This is a genomic window from Mycobacterium sp. IS-2888 (genome assembly GCF_001954215.1).
GTDB lineage: Bacteria > Actinomycetota > Actinomycetes > Mycobacteriales > Mycobacteriaceae > Mycobacterium.
In genome coordinates, this window is the sequence record NZ_MBET01000117.1 from 14,803 (window position 1) to 28,307 (window position 13,505).

11 protein-coding genes are annotated in these 13,505 nt (G+C 68.2%); 8 read left to right on the forward strand and 3 right to left on the reverse strand.

The features are described 5' to 3' along the window. Positions 1 to 8 precede the first annotated feature (8 nt). From uvrC to A5745_RS23115, 5 genes are read left to right on the forward strand one after another with little or no spacing between them, the layout of a single operon-like run. On the forward strand, positions 9 to 1,937 hold the full coding sequence (gene uvrC / locus A5745_RS23095) for an excinuclease ABC subunit UvrC (protein WP_076119208.1): 1,929 nt from the start codon (positions 9 to 11) through the stop codon (positions 1,935 to 1,937). A gap of 3 nt (positions 1,938 to 1,940) precedes the next feature. After that, complete coding sequence (gene rapZ / locus A5745_RS23100) at positions 1,941 to 2,816, forward strand: RNase adapter RapZ (RefSeq protein ID WP_076062978.1); 876 nt, start codon at positions 1,941 to 1,943, stop codon at positions 2,814 to 2,816. After that, complete coding sequence (locus A5745_RS23105; protein WP_076062976.1) at positions 2,813 to 3,850, forward strand: YvcK family protein; 1,038 nt, start codon at positions 2,813 to 2,815, stop codon at positions 3,848 to 3,850. Before rapZ ends, A5745_RS23105 begins: the two co-directional genes overlap by 4 nt. Next, on the forward strand, positions 3,847 to 4,824 hold the full coding sequence (whiA, locus tag A5745_RS23110; RefSeq protein ID WP_076063049.1) for a DNA-binding protein WhiA: 978 nt from the start codon (positions 3,847 to 3,849) through the stop codon (positions 4,822 to 4,824). The genes A5745_RS23105 and whiA overlap by 4 nt, the downstream gene beginning before the upstream one ends. A 52-nt stretch (positions 4,825 to 4,876) precedes the next feature. Beyond that, positions 4,877 to 6,265 carry a wax ester/triacylglycerol synthase family O-acyltransferase gene (locus A5745_RS23115; protein WP_076063048.1) on the forward strand — a complete coding sequence of 463 codons (1,389 nt, stop codon included), beginning with the start codon at positions 4,877 to 4,879 and terminating at the stop codon, positions 6,263 to 6,265. Here the strand turns inward: A5745_RS23115 and A5745_RS23120 are convergent. The 3 genes from A5745_RS23120 to A5745_RS23130 are packed head-to-tail and all read right to left on the reverse strand — an operon-like array spanning position 6,262 to position 9,893. Beyond that, positions 6,262 to 7,527, reverse strand: a complete 1,266-nt coding sequence (locus A5745_RS23120) for an alpha/beta hydrolase (protein ID WP_076119210.1) — start codon at positions 7,525 to 7,527, stop codon at positions 6,262 to 6,264. The two genes, A5745_RS23115 and A5745_RS23120, sit on opposite strands and share 4 nt — an antisense overlap. Beyond that, the gene (gene fadD12 / locus A5745_RS23125; RefSeq protein WP_076062972.1) at positions 7,527 to 9,149 is read right to left on the reverse strand and encodes an acyl-CoA ligase FadD12; all 1,623 of its coding nucleotides are present in this window, start codon (positions 9,147 to 9,149) and stop codon (positions 7,527 to 7,529) included. Before fadD12 ends, A5745_RS23120 begins: the two co-directional genes overlap by 1 nt. A gap of 3 nt (positions 9,150 to 9,152) precedes the next feature. Continuing rightward, on the reverse strand, positions 9,153 to 9,893 hold the full coding sequence (locus A5745_RS23130; protein ID WP_139329766.1) for a 1-acyl-sn-glycerol-3-phosphate acyltransferase: 741 nt from the start codon (positions 9,891 to 9,893) through the stop codon (positions 9,153 to 9,155). Positions 9,894 to 10,057: 164 nt separating this feature from the next. On the opposite strand from A5745_RS23130, the gene A5745_RS23135 reads away from it, so the two are divergent. The 3 genes from A5745_RS23135 to A5745_RS23145 all read left to right on the forward strand — a co-directional run. Continuing rightward, the gene (locus A5745_RS23135) at positions 10,058 to 10,462 is read left to right on the forward strand and encodes a hypothetical protein (protein ID WP_139329765.1); all 405 of its coding nucleotides are present in this window, start codon (positions 10,058 to 10,060) and stop codon (positions 10,460 to 10,462) included. Between the two features lie 44 nt (positions 10,463 to 10,506). After that, entirely contained in the window at positions 10,507 to 12,264 is a 1,758-nt protein-coding gene (locus A5745_RS23140) for a DUF3556 domain-containing protein (RefSeq protein WP_076119214.1), read from the forward strand. After that, on the forward strand, positions 12,261 to 13,505 hold a 1,245-nt coding region (locus tag A5745_RS23145), incomplete at its 3' end, for an NAD(P)/FAD-dependent oxidoreductase (RefSeq protein ID WP_076119216.1). The genes A5745_RS23140 and A5745_RS23145, both read left to right, overlap by 4 nt.

The window sequence follows — 13,505 nt, forward strand, 5'->3', positions numbered from 1 at the left end:
CTGGGTACGTGCCAGATCCCGCGACGTATCGCCCCGCGCCCGGGTCCATCCCGGTCGAGCCCGGCGTCTACCGATTCCGGGACCCGCACGGGCGAGTCATCTACGTCGGGAAGGCCAAGAGCCTGCGCAGCCGGCTAACGTCATACTTCGCCGACGTCGCCGGCCTGCACCCGCGCACCCGGCAGATGGTGACCACCGCGGCCAAGGTCGAGTGGACGGTGGTCAACACCGAAGTCGAGGCGCTGCAGCTGGAATACAACTGGATCAAGGAATTCGATCCGCGGTTCAACGTTCGCTATCGCGACGACAAGTCCTATCCGGTCCTGGCCGTTACCCTCAACGAGGAGTTTCCCCGGCTGATGGTTTATCGCGGCCCGCGGCGCAAGGGCGTGCGCTATTTCGGGCCGTACTCCCACGCATGGGCGATCCGGGAAACGCTGGACCTGCTCACCCGGGTGTTCCCGGCGCGAACATGCTCGGCCGGAGTATTCAAGCGGCACAAGCAGATCGACCGTCCGTGCCTGCTCGGCTACATCGACAAATGCTCGGCGCCGTGCGTCGGCAGGGTCAGCGCCGAGCAGCATCGCCAAATCGTCGTGGACTTCTGCGATTTCCTGTCCGGCAAGACCGACCGTTTTGCCCGCGAGCTGGAGCAGCAGATGAACGCCGCGGCGGATCAACTCGATTTCGAACGGGCCGCGCGCCTTCGCGACGACCTGTCCGCGCTGAAGCGGGCGATGGAGAAGCAGGCCGTGGTGCTTGGCGACGGCACCGACGCCGACGTCGTCGCCTTCGCCGACGACGAACTCGAAGCGGCCGTGCAGGTGTTCCACGTCCGCGGCGGGCGGGTTCGCGGTCAGCGCGGCTGGATCGTCGAAAAGTCCGGGGACCCCGGCGAATCCGGCGAGGAGCGGTTGGTCGAACAATTTCTCACCCAGTTCTACGGCGAACAGGCCGAGCTGGACGGCGCCGCCGACGAATCCACCAACCCGGTTCCCCGCGAGGTGCTGGTGCCCTGCCTACCGTCCAACGCCGACGAGTTGGCCAGCTGGCTGTCCGGCCTGCGCGGTTCGCGCGTCACCCTAAGGGTGCCGCGCCGGGGGGATAAGCGCGCCCTGGCCGAGACCGTGCAGCGCAACGCGAAAGAGGCGCTGCAGCAACACAAGTTGAAGCGGGCCGGTGACTTCAACGCCAGATCCGCTGCGCTGCAGAATATTCAGGATGCCCTTGGCTTGGCCGACGCGCCGCTGCGAATCGAATGTGTTGACATCAGCCACGTGCAGGGCACCGACGTGGTGGGCTCGTTGGTGGTGTTCGAGGACGGCATGCCGCGCAAATCCGACTATCGGCACTTCGGGATCCGGGAAGCCGCGGGGCAGGGACGCTCCGACGACGTCGCCTCCATCGCCGAGGTCACCCGGCGCCGGTTCGCGCGCCACCTGAGCGAGCAGAACGACCCGAATATGCTTTCGCCGGAAGGAAAATCGCGCCGGTTCGCCTACCCGCCCAACCTCTACGTCGTCGACGGCGGCGCCCCCCAGGTCAACGCGGCCAGCGCCGTGCTCGACGAGCTCGGCATCACCGACGTGGCGGTGATCGGCCTGGCCAAGAGGCTGGAAGAGGTGTGGGTGCCGTCCGAGCCGGATCCCGTCATCATGCCGCGCAACAGCGAGGGACTCTATTTGCTGCAGCGCGTGCGTGACGAGGCGCACCGGTTCGCCATCGCCTACCATCGCAGCAAGCGATCCAAGCGAATGACCGCCTCAGCGCTCGATTCGGTGCCAGGATTGGGAGAACATCGCCGTAAGGCACTGGTAACGCATTTCGGCTCGCTAGCCCGCCTCAAGGAGGCCACCGTCGACCAGATCACCGCCGTCCCGGGTATCGGCGTGGCGACCGCCACGGCCGTTCTCGAAGCGCTGCGACCCCAGGATTGACCGATGACGAACGCTCCAGGCATCGACGTCGTCCTGGTGACCGGGTTGTCCGGGGCCGGACGCGGCACCGCGGCGAAGGTGCTCGAGGACCTCGGCTGGTACGTCGCCGACAATCTGCCGCCCGAGTTGATCACCCGGATGGTGGACTTCGGGCTGGCCGCCGGGTCGCGGATCACCCAGCTCGCGGTGGTGATGGACGTTCGATCACGGGGATTCACCGGCGATTTGGACTCGGTGCGCACCGAACTGGCCACCCGCAACATCACCCCGCGCGTGGTGTTCATGGAGGCGTCCGACGACATGTTGGTCCGCCGCTACGAACAGAACCGCCGCAGCCATCCCTTGCAGGGCGAGCAGACCCTGGCCGAGGGTATCGCCGCCGAGCGCGCGATGTTGGCCCCGGTTCGCGCCACCGCCGACCTGATCATCGACACGTCGACATTGTCGGTGCGGGGCCTGAGGGAAAACATCGAGCGGGCCTTCGGTTCCGACGGCGCCGCGACCACCAGCGTCACCGTGGAGTCGTTCGGCTTCAAGTACGGCCTGCCGATGGATGCCGACATGGTCATGGACGTGCGATTCCTGCCCAACCCACACTGGGTCGACGAGCTGCGCCCGCTCACCGGCCAAGACCCGGCGGTGCGCGATTACGTGTTGAGCCAACCCGGCGCCGCCGAGTTTCTCGACGCCTACCATCGATTGCTATCTCTGGTCGTCGGCGGCTACCGCCGGGAGGGCAAGCGATACATGACGGTCGCCATTGGCTGCACCGGCGGTAAGCATCGCAGCGTCGCGATCGCCGAGGCCTTGATGCAGCTGCTGGGCGGCAATGCGCAGCTGTCGGTGCGGGTGCTGCACCGGGATCTGGGCCGCGAATGAGCTCACCGAATAGCGAGGGCATCGTTGCCCTCGGGGGCGGACACGGCTTGCATGCGACGCTGTCCGCGGCCCGCCGGCTGACCCCCTACGTCACCGCCGTGGTCACCGTTGCCGACGATGGAGGCTCGTCCGGCCGGTTGCGCAGCGAACTGGGTGTCATCCCGCCGGGCGATTTGCGAATGGCGCTGGCGGCGTTGGCATCCGACAGCCCGTATGGGCGACTGTGGGCGACCATCCTGCAGCACCGATTCGGCGGCAGCGGCGCGTTGGCGGGGCATCCGATCGGCAACCTGATGCTGGCCGGGCTCAACGAGGTGCTGGCCGATCCGGTCGCCGCACTCGACGAGCTCGGGCGCATCCTCGGGGTCAAGGGCAGGGTGTTGCCGATGTGCCCGATCGCGCTGGAGATCGAGGCCGACGTCTCCGGCCTGGAGTCCGACCCGCGGATGTTCCGGCTGATCCGCGGCCAGGTGGCGATCGCCACCACACCCGGCAAGGTGCGCCGCGTGCGGCTGCTTCCCGCCGACCCGCCGGCGACCCGGCAGGCGGTGGACGCCATCATGTCCGCCGACCTGGTGGTGCTGGGCCCCGGTTCCTGGTTCACCAGCGTGATCCCGCACGTGCTGGTGCCGGACCTGGCCGCCGCGCTGCGCAGGACCAGCGCGCGGCGTGCCCTGGTGCTCAACCTGGTCGCGGAGCCGGGGGAGACGGCCGGATTCTCGGTGGAGCGGCATCTGCACGTGCTCGCCCAGCATGCGCCCGGGTTCACCGTCCACGACATCATCATCGACGCCGAGCGGGTGCCGAGTGAGCGGGAACGCGAGCAGCTGCGCCGCACCGCGACGCTGCTGCAGGCCGAGGTCCACTTCGCCGACGTGGCCACACCTGGTAGACCTTTACATGACCCGGGCAAGCTCGCGGCGGCCCTGGACGGGGTCCGAGGGGGCCCCAGGGCCCCGGGAGTGCCTTCGTCGAGAACCACCGCGGAGATTCGGGTCGAGAGCGATACGAGGGGTGACGACGCGTGGCGATGACGACCGAAGTCAAGGACGAGCTGAGCCGCCTGGTCGTGAAATCGGTCAGCGCGCGTCGGGCGGAAGTCACCTCCCTGTTGCGGTTCGCCGGTGGGTTGCACATCGTTGGCGGGCGAGTCCTGGTCGAGGCCGAGGTGGATCTGGGCAACATCGCGCGGCGGCTGCGCAAGGACATCTTCGATCTTTACGGCTACAACGCCGTCGTACATGTGTTGTCGGCCAGCGGAATTCGCAAGAGCACGCGGTACGTGCTCCGGGTGGCCAACGACGGTGAGGCGCTCGCACGCCAGACGGGCCTGCTCGACATGCGGGGCCGTCCGGTGCGGGGTCTGCCCGCACAGGTGGTGGGCGGCAGCATCACCGACGCCGAAGCCGCCTGGCGGGGAGCCTTCCTGGCGCACGGCTCGTTGACCGAGCCCGGACGCTCGTCGGCGCTGGAGGTCAGCTGCCCCGGCCCGGAGGCCGCGCTGGCCTTGGTGGGCGCCGCCCGCCGGCTGGGCGTCAGCGCGAAGGCGCGCGAGGTGCGTGGCGCCGATCGAGTGGTGGTGCGCGACGGCGAGGCCATCGGCGCGCTGCTGACGCGGATGGGCGCGCAGGACACCCGGTTGATCTGGGAGGAGCGCCGGATGCGTCGCGAGGTGCGCGCGACGGCCAACCGCCTCGCCAATTTCGACGACGCCAACCTGCGCCGCTCGGCGCGGGCCGCGGTCGCGGCGGCGGCGCGGGTGGAGCGGGCATTGGAGATACTCGGCGACAGCGTCCCCGACCATCTGGCGTCGGCCGGCAAGCTGCGTGTCGAGCACCGGCAGGCTTCCCTCGAGGAGCTCGGCCGCCTGGCCGACCCTCCGATGACGAAAGACGCTGTGGCGGGCCGTATTCGGCGATTGCTCTCGATGGCCGACCGTAAGGCGAAGGTCGACGGCATCCCCGACACCGAGTCGGCGGTAACGCCAGACCTTTTGGAAGATGCCTAGCTAACCAGCGGATTGCTGGGCGCAAGGGGTGGGGGAGGGCTACGGTCATCGCATGAAGCGGCTATCGAGTGTTGATGCGGCGTTCTGGTCGGCCGAAACGTCGGGCTGGCATATGCATGTGGGCGCGCTGGCGATCTGCGATCCCAGCGATGCGCCGGACTACAGTTTTCAGCGCCTCCGCGAACTGCTCATCGAGCGGCTGCCCGAGATCCCGCAGTTGCGCTGGCGGGTCACCGGCGCGCCCCTCGGGTTGGACCGGCCGTGGTTCGTCGAGGACTCCGAACTCGACATCGACTTCCACGTGCGCCGGATCGGCGTGCCCGCTCCGGGGAGTCGCCGCGAGCTCGAGGAGCTGGTGGGCCGGCTGATGTCCTACAAGCTGGACCGCTCCCGGCCGCTGTGGGAACTGTGGGTCATCGAGGGTGTCGAAGGCGGCCGGATCGCCACGCTGACCAAGATGCACCACGCCATCGTCGACGGGGTGTCGGGTGCCGGGTTGGGTGAAATCCTTCTGGACGTCACGCCGGAACCCCGTCCGCCGCAACAGGAAACGGTCGGATCGCTGGTCGGCTTCCAGCTTCCCGGGCTGGAGCGGCGCGCGGTGGGTGCGCTCATCAACGTCGGCGTCAAGACGCCCTTCCGCATCGCCCGGCTGGTCGAGCAGACGGTGCGCCAGCAGGTCGCCGCGTTGGGTATCGCCAGCCGGCCGCCGCGCTACTTCGAGGCGCCCAAGACCCGGTTCAACGCGCCGGTGTCGCCGCACCGGCGGGTCACCGGCTGCCGCGTCGAGCTGGCCCGGGCGAAGGCCGTCAAGGACGCGTACGACGTCAAGCTCAACGACGTCGTGCTGGCCATGGTCGCCGGTGCCGCGCGCGAATATTTGCAGAAACGCGGTGAGCTGCCCACCAAACCGCTGATCGCGCAGATTCCCGTCTCGACTCGAACCGACGAGAACAAGGACGAGATCGGCAACAAGATCAGCTCGATGACCGCATCCCTGGCCACTGACATCGACGACCCGGGCGAGCGGCTGCGCGCCATCCACGAAAGCACGCAGAGCGCCAAGGGGATGGCCAAGGCGCTGTCGGCGCATCAGATCATGGGCCTGACCGAGACGACCCCGCCCGGGCTGCTGCACCTGGCCGCGCGTGCCTACACGGCCACCGGCCTGTCGCGAAACCTGGCTCCGCTCAACCTGGTTGTGTCCAATGTTCCCGGTCCGCCGTTCCCGTTGTACATGGCGGGGGCCAAGCTCGACTCGCTGGTTCCGCTCGGCCCGCCGGTCATGGACATCGCCCTGAACGTCACCTGCTTCTCCTACACCGACTACCTGGATTTCGGCTTCGTGACCACGCCCGAGGTGGCCAACGACATCGACGATATGGCCGACGCGATCGAGCCGGCGCTGACCGAACTCGAGAAAGCGGCGGCGCTGGCTTAGTCGCGGCCCGGATAGGCGGTCGCGTACACCCAGGACAGAAACCGGGCCACCGCCTCGGCGGCTTGATGCGCCCGCGGCGAGCCGAAGATGTCGAAACCGTGTTGGGCGCCGGGCAATTCGGCGTAGGCCACCGGCGACTTCGACACCCCGCGCAGTTCCTCGGCGAATTCGCGTGCCTCGCCGACCGGAATGAGGGAGTCGTCGGCGCCGTGCAAGACGAAGAACGGCGGCGCGTCGGCCCGCAGCCGCCGGATCGGCGATGCGTCGACGTAGATATCGCGGTGGTCGGCGAATTTCCGCTTCACTACGAACTTTTCGAGCAATCGGACGAATTCGGGACGGCCCTCGCCCTCGGTGGAGAACCAGTCGTAGCGCCCGTACACCGGGACCGCGGCGACCACCGACGTGTCGGCGTCTTCGAAGCCCGGCTGGAATTTGGGGTCATTGGGCGTCAGCGCCGCCAGCGCGGCCAGGTGACCGCCGGCGGAGCCGCCGGTGATGGCGACGAAGTCGGGATCACCGCCGTATCGCGCGATGTTCTCCTTGACCCAGGCCAGCGCCCGCTTGACGTCGACGATGTGGTCGGGCCAGGTGTGCATCGGGGAAACCCGATAGCCGACCGACACGCACACCCAGCCGCGGGCCGCCAGGTGGCTCATCAGGGGATAGGCCTGGGGACGGCGCATTCCGATCACCCAGGCGCCGCCGGGCACCTGCACCAGCACCGGCGCCTTGCCGTCGCGGGGCAGGTCGCGACGGCGCCAGATGTCGGCGAGGTTCGCGCGGCCGTGCGGCCCATAGGACACGACGTTCGTCTTCTCGACGTAGCGCCGCCGGGCCACGGTGTTGCCCAGCGGCAGGTTGCGCCGTCCGCGGCGCTTGGGCTCGGTCTGCGGGAGTTCGGCCAGCGCCTCGGCGTAGTCGGCTCCCAGTTGCTCGCGCAGCCCGGCCTCCAGCACCGGGCCCGGGGTGGTGACGCCGCGCCAGCGGATCACCCCCAGGATCGCCCAGGACGCGGCGGTCAGGGCCAGCGCCGCCTTCCCCCGCCGCCCGGCGAAGTCGCCGCGGCGGCCGCGGCGCAGCGCGTCGAGTAGCGACGCGGTGAAGTACACGCCCGGCACCTCCGACGTGGGCCAGCCGAACCAGAACACCGCGACGGTGGGGTAGCCCTTGCGGGCGAGCGGGCGTAATCCGTTGGCGGCGTTGATGAATTCGACGGCGGCGCGGGCCAGTGGCCGCGGCTTCTTCAGCATCGACCGCATCAGCCGCTGACCCGCGATTGCAATTCGGCCCGCAGGATCTTGCCCGTGCTGCCGCGGGGGAGCTCGTCGAGGACCGATATTTCGCGGGGCACCTTGTAGTTGGCCAGGTTCTCCCGCACGTGTTGCTTGAGCGTGTCCGCGGTGGCCTGCGCGCCCGGGCTCAGCACCACGAACGCCGCCAGCCGCTGGCCGTACTGCTCGTCGTCGACGCCGATCACCGCGGCCTCCGCCACGTCCGGGTGCGCCGCCAGCGTCTTCTCCACCTCGATCGGGTAGACGTTCTCGCCGCCGGAGACGATCATCTCGTCGTCGCGGCCGACGACGAACAGCCGTCCGGCCTCGTCGAGGTAGCCGACGTCTCCCGACGACATGAACCCGGCGTGGAAATCCTTGGTGGTGCCCGAGGTGTACCCCTCGAACTGGGTGTCGTTGCGGACGTAGATGCTGCCCACCTCGCCGGTGGGCACCTCGTTGAAATCCGGGTCCAGGATCCGGATTTCGGTCCCGCCCGCGGGCCGGCCCGCGGTGTCCGGCGCGGCGCGCAGGTCTTCCGGCGTGGCGGTGGCGATCATGCCGGCCTCGGTGGCGTTGTAGTTGTTGTAAATCACGTCGCCGAACTGGTCCATGAACGCGATCACCACATCCGGGCGCATCCGCGAACCGGATGCCGCCGCGAACCGTAATGACTTGCAGCTGTACCGGTTTCGTACCTCGTCGGGCAGGTCCATGATGCGGTCGAACATCACCGGGACCACCGCGAGGCCGGTCGCCCGGTGCCGGTCGATGAGATCCAGCGTGGCCTCCGGGTCGAATTTGCGCCGGGTGATCACCGTGCAGGCCATCGATGCGGCGAACACCAGCTGGGAAAAACCCCACGCGTGAAACATCGGCGCGACGATCACGATCGGCTCCTCGGCCCGCCACGGCGTGCGGTCCAGGATCGCCTTGAGTGTGCCGATCCCGGCGTTGCCGCCAGTCTGGTTGGCGCCCTTGGGTGTTCCGGTGGTTCCGGAGGTGAGCAAGATCATCCTGCCCTTGCGGCCGGTGCGCTCGGGCCGCTGCCCGGCGTGATCGGCGACGAGCTTCCCTAGTTTTATCAAGGCCGACTCGTGCTGCCCGTCAGTCCAGGCCAGGATCCGGGTGGCGTCCGGCTTGTCGGCCAGCGCGCGGTCCACCGTCTCGGTGAACTCCTCGTCGTAGATGACGGTGTCGACCCCTTCGCGGTTGACGACGTCGGCCAGCGCCGGCCCGGCGAACGACGTGTTGAGTAGCAGGATGTCGGAGCCGATCCGATTGCCGGCCACCAGCGATTCCACGAAGCCCCGGTGATTGCGGCACATGATCCCGATGACCCTGCCGCCGGGCAGCTTCTGCAGCGCCGCGGCCAGCGCGTCGATGTTTTCGTCGAGCTCGCGCCACGTCAGCGTGCCCAGCTCGTCGACCAGCCCGGGACGGTCCGGGCAGCGCTGCGCGGCGCTGGCGAAACCCACGGTGATGCCCAGGCCCTCGCGACGCATCGCGGCGGCGATCTTCAGGTAGCGGTCGGGCCGCATCGGCGCGATCATTCCGGCGCGCCTCAGGGTGGTGATGATGCCGAGGGCCTGGTTGAGACGAGATGCCATGGCTCAGCCCAGAATCGGGAAGCGGCGGCCGGACGCGAGCGTGGTCAGGCCGTCCTGCATGACCGACCGGACGTGCTCGTCGACCTCGTCGACGTCCGGGTCCTCGCCGAATTGCGCGGCGATGTCGATCGGTTCCAGCAGTTGCATCACGAGCTTGCTGGGCAGCGGCAGATTGGGCGGGATCACGGCGCTGAACCCGAATGGGAAACCGAACGAAACCGGCATGATGGCGCTGCGCAGCAGCCGCTTGATGCCCAGTCTCTCGGCCAGCCAGGTGCCGCGGGACAGATAGAGCTGGGTCTCCTGCCCGCCGATGGACACGGCCGGGACGATGGGCACGCCGGCCTCGATCGCCGTGCGGACGTAGCCCTTGCGGCCGTTGAAGTCGATGACGTTCTCCGACAGCGTGGGCCGGTAGGCGTCGTAGTCGCCGCCGGGAAAAACGACCACCACGCCGCCGGCCCGCAGCGCCCTGGCCGCGTTCTCGGGGTTGGCCCGGATGTAGCCGGCGCGCCGGAACAGCGGCGCCGTCGGGCCCATGAACAGGATGTCGTGGCTGAGCGTGTAGACCGGCCGGTCGTAGCCGAACTTGTCGTAGAAGTCGACGCTGAAGATCGGGACGTCCATCGGGAACATGCCGCCGGAATGATTCGCGACGACCAGCGCCCCACCGGGCGGGAACGCGTCCAGCCCGTGCACCTCAGACCGGAAATATGTCTTCAAGAACGGGCGCATCGCGCTCATCAACCGCCGGGTGGTGCCAGGGTCGAATTTGCCGATGTCGTCGCTGTCGTTGTCGCTCACGGTTCTCCTTGAGGCTTCCTTGCCGCGCTGAGGTTCCTCGATGGTAGCGAGCCCGGTGTGAGCGGCCGGAATCCGCTTGTGGACCGGGCGGCACCGGGCAGGGTATGGTTACGGCCCGTCCCTTCGCCAACGTCCAGTTGAGAGAACAGATGGACTTCGCCGGTTCGCCCGACGAGCGCGCGTCGCGCTCGGTCGCTGCCCACAGGTCGGGCACCGCGCTGGACCGGCGGACACGTCCATCCCGGCGCGGAAGTCGCGATGCCGATTTTTCGGCGGCCGCGGCTGCGATGGCCGATCGCCGGCAGGCCGACTACTTCCTGCGCCTGCTCGCCCAGAGCCGGCGGCTCAGCCAGCATCGCATCGACCGATACCACCAGGCGATCGCCGTCTGCGAGTCCAACCGCGACGCCGAAGGCGCCGCCAACTTCCGGCACATGCTGCGCGGCGAAGAACAGGAACGGCAATCACTCGATGGGATGATCGAAGGGCTGCGCCAGCGGTTCGGGTGAAATAGCGCTTGCCGCAGCCGTTTTCGGCGACAGAGAGGCCAGCCATGGGATTCATGTCACCGGAGCTTCCGGACGTCGATCACGACACGTGGCCGACCCTGCCACGGGCGACGCGGCTGCAGGTCGTCACCCGGCATTGGGCGGAACACGGCTTCGGAACACCGTATGCGGTGTATCTGCTCTACCTGCTCAAGATCGCGGTGTATGTCGCCGCCCCGGCCGCGATCATCTCGCTGACCCCGGGCCTGGGCGGCCTGGGCCGCATCGGCGATTGGTGGACCCAACCGATCGTGTATCAGAAGGTGATCGTCTTCACGCTGCTGTTCGAGGTCCTGGGCCTGGGCTGCGGATCCGGCCCGCTGACCGGACGGTTCATGCCTCCCATCGGTGGAGTTCTGTATTGGTTGCGGCCCAACACGATTCGACTGCCGGCCTGGCCGGATAAGGTTCCGCTCACCCGCGGCGATTCCCGCACTCTCGTCGACGTCGCCCTCTATGCCATCGTGTTGATCGGCGCGGTGTGGGCGCTGCTGTCACCCGGGCACGGGGGGCCGGTCACGGGCGCCGGCGATGTCGGCCTGATCAACCCCGTCGTGGTGATCCCCACGATCGTCGCGCTGGCGCTGCTGGGCCTGCGCGACAAGACCATCTTCCTGGCCGCGCGCGGGGAACATTACTGGCTGAAGCTGTTCGTGTTCTTTTTCCCGTTCACCGATCAAATCGCGGCGTTCAAGATCATCATGCTGCTGCTCTGGTGGGGGGCGGCGACCTCCAAGCTCAACCACCACTTCCCCTACGTCGTGTCGGTGATGACGAGCAACAACGCGCTGTTGCGGCCCAAGCTGTTCCTGCCGATCAAGCACCTGCTCTACCGCGACCACGTCAACGACCTACGGCCCAGCTTGCTTCCGAAGCTCATGGCCCACGTCGGCGGCACCACGGCGGAGTTCATCGTCCCGACGGTCCTGGTGTTCGTCGCCGGCGATCAGCCGTGGCGGTGGTTTCTCATCGGGTTCATGGTGATCTTCCACCTCAACATCATTTCCAACCTCCCGATGGGAGTCCCGTTGGAGTGGAACGTGTTCTTTATTTTCTCGCTGTTCTACCTGTTCGGGCACTACGCCGCGATCCGCGCCACCGACCTTTCCTCGCCGCTGCTGCTGGCGCTCATGGTCGTCGTGGTAGCCGTCGTGATCGTGGGAAACATGTTCCCCGAGAAGGTTTCGTTCCTCCCCGCAATGCGCTACTACGCCGGCAACTGGGCCTGCAGCGTGTGGTGCTTCCGCGCGGGCATCGAGGAGAAGGTCGACGCCGAAGTCGTCAAGAGCTCTGCGCTCGTCGTCAACCAGCTGGCCAAGCTCTACGGCCCGGCGACCGCCGAAATCATGGCCGACAAGGTCGCGGCGTTCCGGGCGATGCACCTCCACGGCCGGGTGCTCAATGCGTTGTTACCCCGCGCGATCGACAACGAAGCCGACTACAAGATTCGTGAGGGCGAGGTGGTCGCCGGGCCGTTGGTCGGGTGGAACTTCGGTGAGGGTCACCTGCACAACGAGCAGCTGCTGGAAGCCGTACAGCGGCGCTGCCATCTCGAGGACGGCGACCTTCGCGTGATCGTCCTGGAGGGCCAACCGATCCACATCCAGAAACAGTGGTACCGCATCCTCGACGCCAAGACCGGACTGATCGAGGCGGGCTACGTCACCATCGAGGACATGCTGTCGCGTCAGCCGTGGGCCGAGCCGGGCGACGAGTTCCCGGTCCACGTCACCACGCAAAACGTGCTTCACCCGGAGTCATGACAAAGGCGGTGGTCGTCGGCGCCGGTCCCAACGGCCTGGCCGCCGCGATCCAACTCGCCCGCCACGGTGTCGACGTCCAGGTGCTGGAGGCCCGCGACACCATCGGCGGGGGAGCGCGCTCCAGCGAGCTGACGCTGCCCGGGGTGATTCACGACCACTGCTCGGCGTCTCACCCGTGGGCAGTCGGGTCACCGTTCTGGCAGGAGATCGACCTCCAAAGCCATGGACTGACCTTGAAGTGGCCGGAGATCGACTGCGCGCACCCGCTCGACGACGGCAGCGCGGGTGTGCTGTACCAGTCGATCGATCAGACCGTCGCCGGCATGGGACCCGACGGCACCCGGTGGCGCCGCGCCGTCGGCGATCTGGCGGCCGGGTTCGACCAGCTGGCCCAGGACTTGCTCCGCCCGGTGCTCAACATCCCGCGTCACCCGATCCGCCTCGCAGCGTTCGGTCCGCGCGCGGTGCTGCCGGCTACCGTGCTGGCGCGCTGGTTTCGCACCGAGCCGGCGCGCGCGTTGTTCGGCGGCGCCGCCGCGCACATGTTCACCCGGCTGGACCGGCCGCTCACCTCCGCGCTCGGGTTGATGTTTCTGGCCACCGGGCACCGCTACGGCTGGCCCGTCGCCGAGGGCGGATCCGGTTCGATCATCCAGGCGCTGGCCGCGGCTTTGGCAGCGCACGGCGGCGGCGTGACGACGGGGGTGACCGTGTCGAGCCGCAGGGACATTCCCGACGCCGACATCGTCATGCTGGATCTCAGTCCCGCCGCGGTGCTGTCGATATACGGCGACGTGATGCCGGGCCGGATCAGGCGGTCCTACCGGCGCTACCGCCAGGGGTCCTCGGCGTTCAAGGTCGACTTCGCGATCGAGGGCGACATCCCGTGGGCGAACCCCGACTGCGGCCGCGCCGGCACCGTTCACCTCGGCGGCACCTTCGCCGAGATCGCGGACACCGAACGTCAACGCGCGCAAGGCAAGATGGTGCGGCGGCCGTTCGTGCTCGTCGGGCAGCAGTACCTGGCCGACCCGTCCCGGTCGGCCGGCAACGTCAACCCGATCTGGGCCTACGCGCACGTGCCGTTCGGCTACACCGGCGACGCCACCGCCGCGGTCGTCGACCAGATCGAGCGGTTCGCTCCGGGATTCCGCGACCGCATCCTGGCGTCCGTCAGCAAGAGCGCCGCCGATGATGTCGCCGCCGATGAAGTTCGGGTTGTAGGCTGTCTCTTATACACA